At 70.8% G+C, this 15,493-nt stretch carries 14 protein-coding genes; 6 read left to right on the top strand and 8 right to left on the bottom strand.

The window, feature by feature from the left end; all coding sequences use genetic code 11:
• Positions 1 to 110: 110 nt before the first annotated feature.
• Together ABD295_RS16085 and nrdR are read right to left on the bottom strand one after the other, a co-directional pair.
• The gene (locus ABD295_RS16085; protein ID WP_344304811.1) at positions 111 to 3,008 is read right to left on the bottom strand and encodes a vitamin B12-dependent ribonucleotide reductase; all 2,898 of its coding nucleotides are present in this window, start codon (positions 3,006 to 3,008) and stop codon (positions 111 to 113) included.
• A gap of 110 nt (positions 3,009 to 3,118) precedes the next feature.
• Positions 3,119 to 3,652, bottom strand: a complete 534-nt coding sequence (gene nrdR / locus ABD295_RS16090) for a transcriptional regulator NrdR (RefSeq protein ID WP_344304812.1) — start codon at positions 3,650 to 3,652, stop codon at positions 3,119 to 3,121.
• A 405-nt stretch (positions 3,653 to 4,057) separates the two neighbouring features.
• Here nrdR and ABD295_RS16095 point away from each other — a divergent pair, with 405 nt between their 5' ends.
• A complete protein-coding gene (locus ABD295_RS16095) occupies positions 4,058 to 4,399 on the top strand; it encodes a hypothetical protein (RefSeq protein ID WP_344304814.1) in 342 nt (113 codons plus the stop codon).
• Positions 4,400 to 4,427: 28 nt separating this feature from the next.
• Here ABD295_RS16095 and ABD295_RS16100 read toward each other — a convergent pair whose 3' ends face one another.
• The 3 genes from ABD295_RS16100 to ABD295_RS16110 all read right to left on the bottom strand — a co-directional run bounded on the left by ABD295_RS16100 (position 4,428) and on the right by ABD295_RS16110 (position 6,573).
• Positions 4,428 to 4,853 (bottom strand): DUF3052 domain-containing protein, encoded by a 426-nt coding sequence (locus ABD295_RS16100; RefSeq protein WP_344304815.1) that lies wholly within the window; start codon positions 4,851 to 4,853, stop codon positions 4,428 to 4,430.
• Positions 4,854 to 5,021: 168 nt separating this feature from the next.
• The gene (locus ABD295_RS16105; RefSeq protein WP_344304816.1) at positions 5,022 to 5,402 is read right to left on the bottom strand and encodes a LysM peptidoglycan-binding domain-containing protein; all 381 of its coding nucleotides are present in this window, start codon (positions 5,400 to 5,402) and stop codon (positions 5,022 to 5,024) included.
• Positions 5,403 to 5,601: 199 nt separating this feature from the next.
• The gene (locus ABD295_RS16110; protein ID WP_344304817.1) at positions 5,602 to 6,573 is read right to left on the bottom strand and encodes an NAD(P)-dependent alcohol dehydrogenase; all 972 of its coding nucleotides are present in this window, start codon (positions 6,571 to 6,573) and stop codon (positions 5,602 to 5,604) included.
• Between the two features lie 82 nt (positions 6,574 to 6,655).
• On the opposite strand from ABD295_RS16110, the gene ABD295_RS16115 reads away from it, so the two are divergent.
• From ABD295_RS16115 to ABD295_RS16130, 4 genes are all read left to right on the top strand, one after another.
• A complete protein-coding gene (locus tag ABD295_RS16115) occupies positions 6,656 to 7,339 on the top strand; it encodes a TetR/AcrR family transcriptional regulator C-terminal domain-containing protein (RefSeq protein ID WP_344304818.1) in 684 nt (227 codons plus the stop codon).
• 37 nt (positions 7,340 to 7,376) lie between these two features.
• Positions 7,377 to 8,252, top strand: coding sequence for an alpha/beta fold hydrolase (locus ABD295_RS16120; protein ID WP_344304819.1), 876 nt, complete (start codon positions 7,377 to 7,379; stop codon positions 8,250 to 8,252).
• A 113-nt stretch (positions 8,253 to 8,365) separates the two neighbouring features.
• Complete coding sequence (gene lexA, locus ABD295_RS16125; protein ID WP_344304820.1) at positions 8,366 to 9,103, top strand: transcriptional repressor LexA; 738 nt, start codon at positions 8,366 to 8,368, stop codon at positions 9,101 to 9,103.
• 94 nt (positions 9,104 to 9,197) lie between these two features.
• A complete protein-coding gene (locus ABD295_RS16130) occupies positions 9,198 to 10,046 on the top strand; it encodes a phosphatase PAP2 family protein (RefSeq protein ID WP_344304821.1) in 849 nt (282 codons plus the stop codon).
• Here ABD295_RS16130 and ABD295_RS16135 read toward each other — a convergent pair.
• On the bottom strand, positions 9,949 to 11,979 hold the full coding sequence (locus tag ABD295_RS16135; protein ID WP_344304822.1) for an ATP-dependent DNA helicase: 2,031 nt from the start codon (positions 11,977 to 11,979) through the stop codon (positions 9,949 to 9,951). The two genes, ABD295_RS16130 and ABD295_RS16135, sit on opposite strands and share 98 nt — an antisense overlap.
• Before the next feature lie 188 nt (positions 11,980 to 12,167).
• Positions 12,168 to 12,770 (bottom strand): hypothetical protein, encoded by a 603-nt coding sequence (locus tag ABD295_RS16140; protein WP_344304823.1) that lies wholly within the window; start codon positions 12,768 to 12,770, stop codon positions 12,168 to 12,170.
• Between the two features lie 151 nt (positions 12,771 to 12,921).
• Between ABD295_RS16140 and ABD295_RS16145 the strand changes: the two genes are divergently transcribed.
• Positions 12,922 to 13,257 carry a DNA alkylation repair protein gene (locus ABD295_RS16145; RefSeq protein WP_344304824.1) on the top strand — a complete coding sequence of 112 codons (336 nt, stop codon included), beginning with the start codon at positions 12,922 to 12,924 and terminating at the stop codon, positions 13,255 to 13,257.
• On the opposite strand, the gene secD is transcribed toward ABD295_RS16145, so the two are convergent.
• Complete coding sequence (gene secD / locus ABD295_RS16150) at positions 13,204 to 15,480, bottom strand: protein translocase subunit SecD (protein WP_344304826.1); 2,277 nt, start codon at positions 15,478 to 15,480, stop codon at positions 13,204 to 13,206. The genes ABD295_RS16145 and secD overlap by 54 nt on opposite strands.
• Positions 15,481 to 15,493: the final 13 nt, after the last annotated feature.

A 15,493-nucleotide genomic window follows, 5' to 3' on the forward strand; every position in this document is an offset into this window, starting at 1 on the left:
GCTCGAGCAACCGGCAGTCCGCCTCGGCCACTTGAGGAGGAGGGTGTGGCAACGATGCAACCGTTGTCAGACTGCGCAGTTCATGTAGCCAGAACCGTGCGACCCAACAGTCAGCTGCAGCCGGAGGTCGACCCGCAGCCCTCGCAGACGTAGCAGGAGCCGGCGGGGCGCATCTTGGTGCCGCAGGTGAAGCAGAGCGGCGAGTCGACGGCGGTGCCGGTGATCTTCTCCATGAGCTCGGCGGAGGTGTGGGCGTCCTTGGGGGCGGGCTTGGCCGCGACGTCCTCGACCGGCGAGGCGACTTCCTCGGCCTCGATCACCTCGGCGACCTCGCTGACCGGCGGGTCCGCCTTCAGCGACTCGGCCTCCGGGATCTCGATCGGCTCGTAGGAGCCGGTCTCGAGGTGGCGCTGACGCTCCTCGGCGGAGTAGATGCCGAGCATCGAGCGGTCCTCGAAGGAGAGGTAGTCCAGCGCCAGCCGGCGGAAGATGTAGTCCATGATCGACTGCGCCATCCGCACGTCCGGGTCGTCGGTGAGACCGGCCGGCTCGAAGCGCTGGTTGGCGAACTTCGAGACGTAGGTCTGCAGCGGCACCCCGTACTGGAGGCCGACCGAGATCGCGATCGAGAAGGCGTCCATCACGCCGGCCAGGGTCGAGCCCTGCTTGCCGAGCTTGAGGAAGACCTCACCGAGCTCACCGTCGTCGTGGGCACCGGAGGTCATGTATCCCTCGGCCCCACCGACCGTGAACGACGTCGTGCGCGAGGTGCGCGACTTCGGCAGCCGCTTGCGGGTCGGGGCGTAGACGATCTTCTCGACCACCTTGGTGGCCGCCGCCTCGGCAGCGGCAGCGCCGGCACCCGGCGCGACCGCCTTGTCGGCGCCCTTGGCCTTCGCGTCGGCGAGCGGCTGGCCCACCTTGCAGTTGTCGCGGTAGACCGCGGTGGCCTTGAGGCCGAGCTTCCACGACTGGAGGTAGATGTCCTCGATCTCCTCCACTGTCGCCGTCTCGGGCAGGTTGACCGTCTTGGAGATCGCGCCGGAGAGGAACGGCTGCGCGGCCGCCATCATCCGCACGTGGCCCATCGGCTTGAGGGCACGGGCACCCATCGCGGTGTCGAAGACCTCGTAGTGCTCCGGCTTGAGGCCGGGGGCGTCGATCACGTGGCCGTGCTCGGCGATGAAGGCGACGATCGCCTCGACCTTCTCGGAGTCGTAGCCGAGCTTCCTCAGGGCCCGCGGGATCGTCTGGTTGACGATCTGCATCGAGCCGCCGCCGACGAGCTTCTTGAACTTGACCAGCGAGAAGTCCGGCTCGATGCCGGTCGTGTCGCAGTCCATCATGAAGCCGATCGTGCCGGTGGGTGCGAGGACCGAGGCCTGCGCGTTGCGGAAGCCGTTGGTGGCGCCGAGCGCGACCACGTCGGACCAGGCCTTCGTGGCGAGCTTGTGCACGGCACCGTCGACCGAGTTGATGGTCCGGACGGTGTCGTTGGCGGCCTGGTGCTTGCGCATCACCCGGAGGTGGGCCTCGGAGTTGCGGGCGTAGCCGGCGTAGGGGCCGACGATCGCGGCGAGCTCCGCGGAGCGCTTGTAGGACGTGCCGGTCATCAGTGAGGTGATCGCGGCTGCCATGGCCCGGCCGCCCTCGGAGTCGTAGCCGAGACCCATCGCCATCAGCAGCGCGCCGAGGTTGGCGTAGCCGATGCCGAGCTGGCGGTAGTCGACCGTGGTCCGGCCGATCGCCTCGGTCGGGAAGTCCGCGAAGCAGATGGAGATGTCCATCGCGGTGATGATCACCTCGACGGCCTGGGCGAAGAGCTTGGCGTCGAAGGTGTCGTCGTCCTTGAGGAACTTCAGCAGGTTCAGCGACGCGAGGTTGCACGAGGAGTTGTCGAGCGACATGTATTCGGAGCACGGGTTGGACGCGGTGATCCGGCCGGTCTCGGGGTTGGTGTGCCAGTCGTTGATCGTGTCGTCGTACTGCAGGCCGGGGTCGGCGCACTCCCAGGCCGCCTGGCTGATCTTGCGGAACAGCTCACGCGCGTCGACGGTCTCGATGACCTCGTGGGTCATCCGGGCCCGGAGCCCGAACTCGGTGCCGTCCTCGACCGCCCTCATGAACTCGTCGGTGACCCGGACGGAGTTGTTGGCGTTCTGGTACTGCACCGAGGTGATGTCGTGACCGCCGAGGTCCATGTCGAATCCGGCGTCGCGCAGCGCGCGGATCTTGTGCTCCTCGCGCGCCTTGGTCTCGACGAACTCCTCGATGTCGGGGTGGTCGACGTCGAGGACGACCATCTTGGCCGCGCGCCTGGTGGCGCCACCGGACTTGATGGTGCCGGCGGACGCGTCCGCGCCACGCATGAAGGAGACCGGCCCGGAGGCGGTGCCGCCGGAGGAGAGGAGCTCCTTGGACGAGCGGATCCTGGAGAGGTTGAGGCCGGCGCCGGAGCCGCCCTTGAAGATGAAGCCCTCTTCCTTGTACCAGTTCAGGATCGAGTCCATCGAGTCGTCGACGGAGAGGATGAAGCAGGCCGAGACCTGCTGCGGCGACTGGGTGCCGACGTTGAACCAGACGGGGCTGTTGAAGGAGAAGTACTGGCGCACGAGCAGCCAGGTCAGCTCGTGGTCGAAGATCTCGGCGTCGGCGGGGGTCGCGAAGTAGCCGTGCTCGAGTCCGGCCTTCGTGTACGTCGACACCACCCTGTCGATGAGCTGCTTGAGGCTCCACTCGCGGACGTCGGTGCCGACCGCGCCCCGGAAGTACTTCGTCGTGACGATGGTCGAGGCGTTGACCGACCAGAAGTCGGGGAACTCGACCCCGCGCTGCTCGAAAACGGTGTCCCCGGTCTTCCAGTTGGTCTGGACGACGTCGCGACGCTCCCACGTGATCTCGTCGTAGGGGTGCACGCCCTCGGTGCTGAACACACGCTCGAGGGTCAGACGCTTGCCGGCCTTCTTGGCGGGTGCGGCGCCGGATTCGGGGCGAACCGTCTCGGTCATGGGATCTCCGTTTTCTCGAGCGTACTGCTGGGTGGCGACAGGTGGCAGAGGAAGCAAGTGGTGCGCCCGGCGCGCGCAGCTTCCCCACTACGCACGCCGGGCAGTCTGTGTCAGCCCGTGGGGACTGGTTGTGGTGCCTGGTCTCGTGACGGTCGCTGCGCGACCTCCTCGACCACCGACTCGGCGGCGCGCTCGGCGCGCAGGACGGCGATCTCGGCCTCGAAGTCGTCGACGGACTCGAAGGCGCGGTAGACGCTGGCGAACCGGAGGTAGGCCACCTCGTCGAGAGCCCGCAGCGGGGCCAGGATGGCCAGGCCGATCTCGTGGGTGGGCACCTCGGCCCAGCCCTCGGCCCGGAGCTGGTCCTCGACCTCCTGGCCCAGGCAGGCCAGCTGGTCCTCGGTGACCGGTCGGCCCTTGCAGGCCTTGCGGACGCCGGCCATGGCCTTCTCCCGGACGAACGGCTCGCTCGCCCCCGAGCGCTTGAGCACGGTCAGCTGCATGAGCTCGACGGTCGTGAAGCGCTTGCCGCAGCCGCCGGCGTCGACGAGGCAGGTCCGGCGACGCCGGATCGAGGAGCCGTCGTCGGCGACGCGCGAGTCGAGGACCCGGGTGTCGGTGCTCCGGCAGTAGGGGCAGTGCATCGGGTCCTCCTCTCGGGTGGTCGGGCGTGTCAGGACAGGCTGAGGAGACGCCGTGTCGGCGGTCTCTGGCAGCCTGTTGGGGAAGTAGGGGCTGTGCACTGGAGCCACTGGACTGTGGGTAACTCCGCGTCAGCTGTGCACCAACATGTGGAGAACTACATCCGTGTAACTACTACATGTAGTGCCTACCGTAGTTCGTGCGAGCAGATGTGGCAAGGCTTCTGAAGAACAACTGCGAGGTTTCGAAAAGTCCCAGGTCACGGCCCATTTCAGTGGTCCAGACGCTGCGTGTCGCGGCCTCCCGGAGCGCCTTCCCGGGGGGCAAGCGGCGGTCGCTGGCACCTGCGTCGCCGAGGGTGTGTCGTTCGCCGGCTCGTCCCAGGTCCCATCCGCCACAATGGCCCCGTGACGGACGGACGGCATGCGGGCTCGCGGAAGGGCCCGCGTCCCAAGACGTCGCTCCAGCCGAAGGTCCTGCTGCTCGCCCTCGCGATGACGCTGTCGATCGTCGCGTGGGGCTACCTGGTCTACCTCGCGATCGACTTCGGCACCTCGGCACGCGGAGGTGAGAGCCGGGCCTGGCTGTTCCTCGGCGTGGCGTCCCTCGGTGCGGTGCTGTGCCTGTTCCTCGGCCTCGTCCTGGTCGCTCGGCTGCTTCGAGCACTCGGCATCACCTCGCCCCCGGACGAGGACGACAAGCCCCCGCCGCCCCCGCGTTCGTCCGGGGGGCACCGGGCGTCCCGGTGAAGCCCCCGTCAGCCCCCGTCAGCGCCCGTCAGCGGTCGACGAGACGACGGACGAACTTGAGCGCCGACCAGGTCTCGTCGACCGCGGCGACCTTGACGTCGACCCAGCCGAGCCCGAGGCCGAGGCCGCGGACGACGTTCTCGTCGAGATCGACGACGACCCCTTCGGCGGCCAATGCCCTGTGGGCGGCCTTCTTGGGCCAGCAGACCCACACGGCCCCGTCGACCACGGTGCGCTCGAACAACGCGGGCAGCCGGCGCGCGAGCGTGAGGCGGGTCGCGTGGAAGGTGAGCGTCACGTCGAGCCCGGGTCGCAGCCGGCGCACCACGGTGGCGCCGCCGAGGTCGCCCAGCCGGACCGTCGGCGGGAGCGCGTCGAGGAGGACGACGTGGCCGTCCTGGATGCCCAGCTTGCGGGGCAGCGGGGTGCCGGAGTAGCCAGCCGGTGCGGACACGCTGCCCATACTGCCGCTGGTCGAGCCGGGACGAGACCAAGGGCGGTCCGCTCGTGCGCGGACCGCCCTCGTCTTCCCCTTGGCATATTCAGTTGTAGCCGCCGGACCGGGGTCGAATCGGCCGGCGGCGGTCTTGGGTGGCCCGGTGGTCGAGCCCGGTCGAGACCCCTAGGCCGGGACCCGGATGCGCTGACCCGCGTCGAGCGCGGAGCTCGCCAGCGCGTTGAGGCGCTTGATGTCGAACATCGTCTCGCGCACGTCGTCGCCGGCCGGGGTGATCCGGCTGGCGATGTCCCACAGGGTCTCGCCCGGCTGGACCATCACGATCTCGGTGGCGGGCGAGGCGCCGCGCTCCCCGGTGGCCACCGAGCCGGCCCCCAGGAAGAAGCCCACGACCAGCACCGTGGCCAACGCGACGAGGAAGAGCACGAGGCGCCCACGCCTGGTCAGCCGCACCGTGCCTGTCACCTGGTCCGCACGGCGCGCGGCGGACGGGGATCGGACACTGCTGGGCTGGATGGCGCTGGGCTGGATGACATACGTGCTCATCGGGACCTCCTGGGGAAGTGGCGATGACCCTCATCGCCTGTCGGTTCCTTGTCCGATCCCTGTCTAACGGCGACCACCGACAAGCTGTCGGGAGCCGCCGCTCGATCAGACGTTCGATCGAACATGTGTACGACGGTAGAGCACCTGTTCGAACAGGTCAAGCACTGATTCGAACAGCTGTTCCCAGGAGGAGGACGCCCTACGGAACCACGACGAGCTTGCCGCGCGCGTGGCCCTCGGCGAGGTGGTCCATCGCCTTGGCGGCGTCGGCGAGCGGGAACACCCGGTCGACGACCGGGCGGTAGGCGCCCTGGTCTGCGAGGCGGGCGAGCTCCTCGAGATCGGCGGCCTTCTCGGCGGCGACGAGTCCCCGCAGCTTCTGGCGCGAGACCAGCGACAGCGCAGCCGCGCGCAGCTGGCGGTCCAGGCCGCCGAGGACCCGCCCGCCCTCGTCGCCGCCGATCAGGACGAGCGTCCCGGCCGGCGTGAGCAGGCGGCGTACGTCGCGCAGCGGGCGGTTGCCGCCGATGTCGAGCACGACGTCGAACCGCTCTCCGACGAGGTCGGTGGGGTCCTGCCGCGTGTAGTCGACGATGCGCTGCACGCCCAGGTCGCTCAGCAGGTCGATCTTGGAGGTGCTGCACACGCCGGTCACCTCGGCGCCCAGCGACATGGCGAGCTGGGCCAGGTAGGTCCCGACGCCGCCGGACGCACCGATCACCATCACCCGCTGGCCGGCACGCACGCCCCCCGCGCGGACGGCTTGGATCGCCGTCATCCCCGAGATCGGGACGGCCGCGCTCTGCTCGAAGGTCAGCGTCTGGGGCCGGTGGGCGAGCCGCTTCACGGAGACGACCGCGCGCTCGGCGAGCGATCCTGACGGCGCGCTGCCGTAGACCTCGTCGCCGGGCGCGAAGCCGGCCACCCCAGGGCCGACGCCGACGACCACGCCGGCGACGTCACGTCCGGGCACGGGCTGGCGGAGTCCGCGGAGACCGAGGAACGGCCGCATGAGCAGCGGCTCGCCGATCATCAGGTGCCAGGTGCCCCGGTCGATGGCGGCGGCCCGCACCTCGACGAGCACCTCCCCGTTGCCCGGCGACGGATCCGGGACGTCGTGGACGCTCCAGGTCTCGGTCCCGCCGTAGCCCTGCTGGACGACTGCTCGCATGACGCGCTCCTCTCGTGGCCTTACGCCGTAAGTCTGGCGGCCAAGGTAGCCTTACGCTGTAAGAAACGCAAGAGGAGGACCATTGCGACCGACCGGGCCGCTCACCCGCGACGACATCGTGACCACGGCGATGGGTCTCGCCGACCGCCACGGGCTCGCCAAGCTGTCGATGCGCTCGCTCGCGCGCGAGCTCGGGGTCGAGGCGATGTCGCTCTACCACCACGTCGCCCACAAGGAGGCGCTGCTCGACGGGATGGTCGACCACGTCTTCTCCGAGTTCCACGCACCCCGGCCCGGCCATGCCTGGGCCGACGAGATGCGACGGCGCGCCGTGACCGCGCGGGAGAGCCTCCTTCGGCACCCGTGGGCCATCGGCCTGATGGACTCGCGGACCAGTCCGGGCGAGGCGACGCTGCGCCACCACGACGCGGTCATCGGCTGCCTGCGCGCGGCCGGCTTCTCGGTCGAGCTCGCCGCGCACGCCTTCGCCCTGCTCGACGCCCACGTCTACGGCCACGCCCTCCAGGAGGTCGCACTCCCCTTCGAGCCCGGCGACGACATCGCCCCGATCGCCGAGGCGATGCTCGCCTCGATGCCGACCGACACCCTGCCCCACCTGGCGGAGATGGCCAGGGAGCACATCTACCGGCCGGGCTACACCTTCGGCGCCGAGATGACCTGGGGTCTCGAGCTGCTGCTGGCCGGGCTGGCCGACCGGCTGGCCGACCGGCTGGCCGATGAATCCGACGACCTCGGTGGGTCATAGCAGGACCACACGCGAGCGGGAGGGCACGATGACCACCATGAGCACGAGCAGCACGACGAGCACGGTCGGCGAGGGCACCGAGACGGTGACGTACGACGTCCACGGCGACCTGGCGTCGGCGACACCCGACAGCCCGCCCCTCTTCATGCTCGCCTCGCCGATGGACGCGGTCGGCTTCACGACGCTGCGCGGCCACTTCACCGACCGTGTCGTCGTCACCTACGACCCCCGGGGTGCCGCGCGCAACCCCATCGACACGACCGACATCCCGCCGACTGACCACGCCGAGGACCTGCACCGGGTGATCACGGCCCTGGGCGTCGGGCCGGTCGACGTGTTCGCCAGCAGCGGCGGCGCCGTCAACGTGCTCGCCCTCGTCGCCGCCCATCCCGAGGACGTGCGGGTGGTCGTCGCGCACGAGCCGCCCTGCTTCGCGTACCTGCCCGATCGCGACAACGCGCTCGCTCTCACCCGCGACATCAAGGCGACGTACGAGCGCGAGGGCTCGCCGGCGGCGATGGCGAAGTTCATCACCACGGTGATGCTGCGCGGCGAGATCACCCAAGAGGTCCTCGACGCACCCGCGCCCGACCCGGCGATGTTCGGCATGACCGGCGGCGACGACGGCTCCCGCACCGACCCGCTGATGCGCAACATGCCGTCGTGCATGGAGTACGAGCCCGACGTCGCCGCCCTCCGCGCCCTCGGGGACCGCCTGGTCATCGCCGTCGGCGAGGAGTCGGGCGAGGAGCTGGCCGCCCGCGGCGGGCGCAGCGTCGCGGCGGCGGTGGGCGTCGAGCCGGTCGTCTTCCCCAGCAACCACGGGGGCTTCCTCGGGGGCGAGCACGGCCAGCAGGGCGACCCGGACGCGTTCGCCGCCAAGCTGCGCGACGTCCTGGCCGAGCGGGGCTGACCGCAACACGCCGTTCGAACGTGTGTTTGAAGTTGGACGCCTCTCGGGTCTACCGTGGCCCCACGAGTCCCGACCCGGCGAGCGGGGTGCGGACGTGACGGAAGGCGGACGTGATGGCCCAGAAGGCCACCCCCAAGCGGCGGACCGGCAAGGTCACGGAGTTCCCCGACGGCCCGCCGGACGCCACCGGCCTCACGCCTCGCCAGCAGAAGGTGCTCGCCACCATCAAGGACTCGATCGAGATGCGTGGCTACCCGCCGAGCATGCGCGAGATAGGCGGAGCGGTCGGCCTGACCAGCTCCTCGAGCGTCGCCCACCAGCTCAAGACCCTGGAGGAGAAGGGCTTCCTGCGCCGCGACCCCAATCGGCCGCGGGCGCTCGAGGTCTTCCTGCCCGAGGTGATGGCGGCACGCCGCTCGATCTCCGGCACCGACGACACGTCGTACGACGAGACCGACATCGGCGACTCGGCCCCACCGGCCTCCTACGTCCCCCTGCTCGGCCGCATCGCGGCCGGTGGCCCGATCCTGGCCGAGGAGCAGGTCAGCGAGGTGTTCCCGCTGCCCAAGCAGCTCGTCGGTGACGGCACGCTCTTCCTGCTCGAGGTCTCGGGAGACTCCATGATCGACGCCGCGATCTGCAGCGGTGACTACGTCGTGGTGCGCCAGGAGCAGACCGCCGACAACGGCACGATCGTCGCCGCGCTCCTCGACGGGGAGGCGACCGTCAAGACCCTGCAGCGCAAGGACGGCCAGGTCTGGCTGCTGCCGCACAACGACGCCTACGACCCGATCGACGGCACCCACGCCACGATCCTCGGCGTCGTCACAGCCGTGCTCCGCAGGGTCTGACGACGTCGACGCCGGCACCTCAGGGGTCTCCCCCACACAGACCCCACACAGAATTCAGGGTTGGTCTGGGGGAACCTCCGCGTAGCCTGTCCCCATGAGCCAGGGGGAGGCTGGAGAGGTGACGACAACCCCGCTCCAGAAATCCGCTGCGCCGACGCGTGACAGGCGCTCCAGGGTCTGGGCGGGGCTCGTGGAGGTTGCCCTGGTCCTCGGGCTCTACGTCGCCTACAGCCTCACCCGGCTGGTGGCCGACGACTCCATGGCGCCCGCCCTCGAGCGCGCCCGCGACCTGCTGCACTTCGAGCGCTGGCTCGGCCTGGACCTCGAGGCGGGGCTCAACCAGCTTTTCGTCGACCAGTCCTGGCTCGGGCTGGCGGGCAGCTTCTACTACGCGACCGCGCACTACCTCGTCACCGGCATCGCGCTCATCTGGCTCTGGCGACGCGGGCCCACGGCGTACCTCCCTGCGCGCCGCGCGCTGATGCTGGCCACCGCCATCGCCTTGGTGCTCTACGTGCTGCTCCCGATGGCGCCGCCCCGGATGATCGACGGGTACGTCGACGTGCTGCAGCTCTCCTCAGCCCACGGCTGGTGGGGCGGTGAGGCCTCGGCCCCCCGCGGCCTCGGGGGCTACACCAACCAGCTCGCCGCCTTCCCGTCGATGCACGCCGGCTGGGCCCTGTGGGTGGCCTGGGTCGTGCAGCGTGAGGCGCGCAGCAGGGTGCTGCGAGCGCTGGCCTGGACGCACGCGCTCGTCACCTCGCTGGTCATCGTCGGCACCGGCAACCACTGGGTGCTCGACGCAGTCGTGGGCTGGGCCGCGGTCGTGGCGGCGGTCGTCGCCCTCAGGCCGATGCGCTTGCCGCGGCCGACTCGGCGAGCCGCCCCAGCGCCTTCCGGGCCACCGCCGGATCCGTCGTGGTCCACATCGGCGGCAGGCTAGCCTTGAGGAAGGTGCCGTAGCGGGCCGTGACCAGCCGCGGGTCGAGGACCGCCACCACCCCTCGGTCCTCGGTCGTGCGGATCAGCCGCCCGGCACCCTGCGCCAGCAGCAGCGCGGCGTGGGTCGCGGCGACCTGCATGAAGCCGTTGCCGCCAGCCTGGTCGGCGGCCTTCTGCCGCGCCGACATCAGGGGGTCGTCGGGCCGCGGGAACGGGATACGGTCGATCAGCACCAGCTGGCAGGTGTCCCCCGGCACGTCGAGACCCTGCCACAGGGACAGCGTGCCGAAGAGACAGGTGTAGGGGTCGCCGACGAACTGCTTGGCCAGCTCGGGCAGCTGCGCCTCCCCCTGGGCGAGCGTCGTCAGGTGTGGGAGGCGCTCACGGACGACCTCGGCGGCGCGCTCGGCCGCGCGCCGCGAGGAGAAGAGGCCCAGAGTGCGCCCCTCGGCCGCGTCGACCAGCTGGACGATCTCCTCCAGCTGCCGCTCTCCCAGGCCGTCACGCCCGGGCGGGGGCAGGTGCTTGGCGACGTAGAGGATCGCCTGCTTGCCGTAGTCGAAGGGCGAGCCGACGTCGAGCCCCCGCCACGGCAGCGCGTCGCCGGCCGTCGGCCCTCCGTCGTCGATGCCGCTGACACCTCCGGTCACCCGCTCGGCGGGCCGCAGCCCGACCGAGGTCGCGACCGCGGAGAAGTCGCCGCCGAGCATCAGGGTCGCCGACGTCATCACCGCGGTCTTGTCGGAGAGCAGCTTGTCGCGCATCGGGCCCCACACCTGCAGCGGGGCGACGTGCAGCCGGGCCGGCAGCCGCTCGGTCGGCTCGCCCAGCCACAGCACGTCACCGTCGCTGGCCGCGGCCATCCGCTCGGCGGTCACGAAGACCTCCTGGGCGAGGCCCTTGGCCTGGGTGAGCCCGGCGTCGGGCTCGCCGGACTCGGAGTCCTTGGGGTAGGCCGACACGGTCGCCCGCGCCGCGTCCCGGACTAGCGCGAGCGCCTCGGCGAGCTGCTCCGGCACCCGCTCGAAGCGTCCCGGGGACGCGGCGGCGACCGCGTCCTCGAGCGCGTCGCCGGCCTCGGCCAACCGGTCCGCCTGCTCGGGGACGTGGCGCTGCGAGCGCCGCGCCGCGCGCTGGACGTCGAGGACCCCGAGCTCGTCGGTCGCCGCCTGGGTCACCCGCGAGACGACCTCGTGCGCCTCGTCGATGACGACGGCGTCGTAGTCGGGGATCATCGGCACGCCCTCGACGGCGTCGATGGCCAGGAGCGAGTGGTTGGTGACGATCAGGTGGGAGCGGAAGGCCTTCTCCTTCGCACGCTCCGCGAAGCACTCCTGCGCGAAGGGGCACTTGGTGGCGCCGAGGCACTCACGGTGGTTGACGCTGACCTGCCGCCAGGTCCGGTCGGTGTGCCGGGGCGCGTTGTCGCGCTCCCCACTCCCGCCGGACTTGGCCTGCTCCTCCGCCCAGGACCGGAGCTTGAGCACCTCGCCGCCCTGTGAGCCCGAGGGCACCTCGACCAGCACGCCCTGGTCGTCGGGAACGCCCTCGCGGATCCGGTGCAGGCAGGCGTAGTTGGACCGACCCTTGAGCACGGCGTACGACGCGTCGACCCCGGGCAGGGAGCCGACGGCCTCGACCAGGCGCGGGATGTCGCGCTCGACCAGCTGGTGCTGGAGAGCCAGCGTCGCGGTCGCCACGACGACGCGGGAGTCGTGGAGCAGCGCCGGGACGAGGTAGGCCAGGGACTTGCCGGTGCCGGTGCCGGCCTGGACGAGGAGGTGCTCCTCGCGGGTGAACGCCGCGGCGACGGCCTCGGCCATCGCGACCTGCCCAGGCCGCTCGGAGCCACCCAGGGCCGCCACCGCTGCGGCGAGCACGGCGCCGACGGGCGTGCTGCCCTCGCGGTCGGGGCTGGCTTCTGGCTCGGGCACCCGCGCAGGCTAGTACGCCGGACGGACAGGACCGCACCGCCACTCACAGGCAACCCCGCGCCGGCGCAACGAGCCACGCGCGGCGACCACTCCCCCCGAAGCGGTCGCCGCGCGTTGGCCATCCAGTCGGAGCACCCGCATGGGTAGGCACCCCAACCGTGGTCTTCAGTTGTGTGGAGCCGAGGAGGTCAGAAGGTGATCTCGAACCCGGGTTCCATCGGCTCGCCGTTCTCGTCGAGCTCGGCGAATGTCAGGTGCCAACCGCGCCCGGTGGGCGACTCGGCGAACCGCATCGTCCGGCCCCGGCCCGGCACCAGCGGAGTGGTCAGGCGCACGTCGTACGTCCACGTCTCGCCGGCGCCGATGTGCGCGAAGTCGCCGGGCAGGGCCGGGAGCCGGTCGCCGTCGGAGAACCGGTCGACCACCGCGAGGTCCAGCCAGTCGGAGACGGCGACGTCGGCCCCGGTCGCGTCCGCGGCACGGGTGAGCGTGACCCGGAAGGTGAAGCCCACCGGCAGCACCACGCCCGAGGTCCGGGACGCCGTGACGCGAGCGCAGAAGGACTGACTGTCCAGCCGCGTGGCGCCGTACAGAGCGGCGGTCTCCGGGACCTCGGGCGTGGCGGTGGCCTCGCGCAGAGGCTCGGCCGGTGCGGTCAGCACGGCGACGGGCCCGGCGAACATGGGATCGCCGACCTCCCCGACCGTGCCCTCCGCGGACGCCCGCCCCCCGACGGACGTGTCTGTGTGGGCGCGCAGCTTCTCGGCCAAACGCACAAGGTGGTTGCTCATGGTTCCCCCCGGTAGATGAGCGAAGACGGTTCCCCCCGGATCCGTCTGACGTACATCATGCGCCACTTGTCCGAGACTTTCGGCCTGTGCCCACGGTTTGGCGCCAACCTTTACGAACTGGTCCAGACCATTCGCCATCTAGGCTTCCGGCGTGGCGATCGACGGGACTGGGGCCTCCGCGGTAGCCGATCGGCAACTGATCGACCGGTTGCGCAACGAAATGCGCAGTGCAGCCGATCCGGTCCGGGCGGCCGCCCAGCAGGCCTACATGAAGTCCGCCCTGCCCTACTTCGGTATCACCGCGCCGGGGCTCCGGACATTGCTGCGGCCGGTGCTGAAGACCTACGCGCCGTCGACGCGCGTCGTCCACGAGGCCACCGTGCTGACCCTCTGGGACGAGGCGACGCACCGCGTGGGCGGGCCCTCAAGCACCTCAGATGACGGCGCCGGAGTCGTCGGGGGCGCGAACCTCCCGCTTCTGGCGTGAGGCGCGGTCGAGCGGGGCGACCTGTTGGAGGTAGGTCAGCAGCGGGGTGGCGGTGAAGACCGACGAGTACGTGCCGATGCCCAGGCCGAGCAGCAGGGCGATGGAGAAGTCACGCAGCGAGTCGCCGCCCATGATCGCCAGCGCGGCCAGGATGAACATCGCCCCGAGGCCGGTGTTCACCGTGCGCGGCATCGTCTCGACAGCGGCCCGGTTGGCCAGGGACGCGAAGGACTCGTCCTTCGAGCCGAACCAGCGCTCCCGGATGCGGTCGAAGACGACGACGGTGTCGTTGACCGACAGACCCACGATCGTCATGGCGGCCGCGAGGAAGACCCCGTCGATCGGCTTCCCGAGCCAGGCGAAGACGCCGGTCACGATCACCACGTCGTGGAACATCGCGAGCACGGCTGCCAGCCCGAAGGTCCACTTGAAGCGGATCGCGAGGTAGAGCATCTGCGCGAGGAAGGCGATGCCGAAGGCGATCAGCGCCTTGTTGCGCAGCTCGTCGCCCAAAGAGGCGCCGATCTTCTCGTCGCGCTCCTTGGTCGCACCGCCGGAGGCGTCGCCGATCGCCTCCTCGATGACGACCGCCTCGTCGTCGGTGATCTGGCCGATGCGCACGGAGATCTTGTCGTCGTCGCTCTCCTGCACGGTGGCCTCGGGGAAGCCCGCCGCGGACACGGCCTCGCGGGCGTCGTCCGCACTGATCGGCTGCGTGGTGGAGTACTCGAGAACCCGGCCGCCGGTGAACTCCACGCCGAGGTTGAGGCCCTTGCCGAAGATGCCCGCCAGGGCCGCCACCAGCGCGATGCCGGAGAGGACGAGCCACAACCTGCGCCGGCGCATCAGGTCGGGGTTGCGCCGCTCCAGGTAGGTGCGCACCCGGCCGACGGTGGCCAGGCCGGTGATCGCGGGCCGACGCTCGACGGGCTTGCTCGACACCGCCACCTCGGTCATGACGCGCGCGATCAGCAGCGCCGAGATCATCGACGCCAGCACACCGATCGACAGCGTCACCCCGAAGCCCTTGATCGGGCCCGAGCCGAGGAAGAACAGCAACGCCGCCGCGAGCAGTGTGGTCACGTTGGAGTCGATGATCGCGGTCCACGCCTTGTTGAAGCCGATCATCAGCGCGCGGCGCAGGCCTGCAGAGGGCGCCGCGCGGTACTCCTCGCGCGCTCTCTCGAAGACCAGCACGTTGGCGTCGATCGCCAACCCGATCGCCAGCACGAAGCCGGCCAGTCCGGGCAGGGTCAGCGTGGAGCCGAGGCCGACGAGCACGGCGTACGCCAGCAGGGCGTACGACGACAGCGCGAGCGTCGCGAGGAAGCCGACGAGCCGGTAGACGAGGCCGATGAAGAGTGCGGTCAGCGCGAGCCCGAGCAGGGCTGCCTTCCAGGACGCCTCGATGGCGGCGTCGCCGAGCGTGGGACCGACGGTGCGCTGCTCGATGACCTCGACGGGCAGCGGCAGCGCGCCGCCCTCGATCAGGATCGAGAGGCTCTCGGCCTCGTCACGGGTGAAGTACTCGATCTGCGTGTCACCGGGGATGCCGGCGGGGCAGAACTCCGGCCCGACGTTGGGTGCGGAGATCACCTCGTCGTCGAGCACGAACGCGACCCGGCTGGTCATGTCCTGGGCGCAGGCGGCTCGTCCGGTGACCTCGCGCCACGCGGTCTTGCCGGGTCCGGTGAACGACACCGCGACGACGTACGCCGTGGCGTTCTGCGGCTGCTGGGCCTCGGCGCTGTTGACGTCCTCGCCCTCGAGCACGGGCGGACCGAGCTTGAGGAAGGTCCCCGGCCCGTCGGGGTCGGCGAGAGCGATCTCGCCGTCCTTGAGCGAGCCGGGCTCCGGCTCGGCGGTGAGCCCCTCCTCGAGCACCGGCCGGGCGGTCAGCTGGGCGGTGCGCCCGATCGTCTCGACGGCCTCGCGAGGGTCCTGCACGTCGGGGAGCTCGACGATGATGCGGTTCTCCCCGGCACGGGTCAGCGTCGGCTCGGAGATGCCGAGCGCGTCGACGCGGCCGCGGAGGATCTCGACGGCGCGGTCGGTGGACTCGGCGTTCGCCTCGACCCGGTCGGTGGAGCTGGTCTCGAGCGTGATCTGGGTGCCGCCGCGGAGGTCGAGCCCGAGACGTGGCTCTTGGGTCAGCGCGAGCGCAGCGCACGCGCCGAGCAGCCCGAGCACGAGCAGGAGCCGGAGCCAGACGCCGCGTGACATGCGGTGCATCCTC

It is taken from the genome of Nocardioides bigeumensis, assembly GCF_039531755.1.
Taxonomy (GTDB): Bacteria; Actinomycetota; Actinomycetes; order Propionibacteriales; family Nocardioidaceae; genus Nocardioides; species Nocardioides bigeumensis.

Coding starts and splice junctions, on each gene's coding strand:
- ABD295_RS16085 (WP_344304811.1), bottom strand. CDS start 3,008: ATGACCGAGACGGTTCGCCCCGAATCCGGCGCCGCACCCGCCAAGAAG.
- ABD295_RS16105 (WP_344304816.1), bottom strand. CDS start 5,402: ATGAGCACGTATGTCATCCAGCCCAGCGCCATCCAGCCCAGCAGTGTC.
- ABD295_RS16120 (WP_344304819.1), top strand. CDS start 7,377: ATGAGCACGAGCAGCACGACGAGCACGGTCGGCGAGGGCACCGAGACG.
- nrdR (WP_344304812.1), bottom strand. CDS start 3,652: ATGCACTGCCCCTACTGCCGGAGCACCGACACCCGGGTCCTCGACTCG.
- ABD295_RS16140 (WP_344304823.1), bottom strand. CDS start 12,770: ATGAGCAACCACCTTGTGCGTTTGGCCGAGAAGCTGCGCGCCCACACA.
- ABD295_RS16130 (WP_344304821.1), top strand. CDS start 9,198: ATGAGCCAGGGGGAGGCTGGAGAGGTGACGACAACCCCGCTCCAGAAA.
- secD (WP_344304826.1), bottom strand. CDS start 15,480: ATGTCACGCGGCGTCTGGCTCCGGCTCCTGCTCGTGCTCGGGCTGCTC.
- ABD295_RS16110 (WP_344304817.1), bottom strand. CDS start 6,573: ATGCGAGCAGTCGTCCAGCAGGGCTACGGCGGGACCGAGACCTGGAGC.
- lexA (WP_344304820.1), top strand. CDS start 8,366: ATGGCCCAGAAGGCCACCCCCAAGCGGCGGACCGGCAAGGTCACGGAG.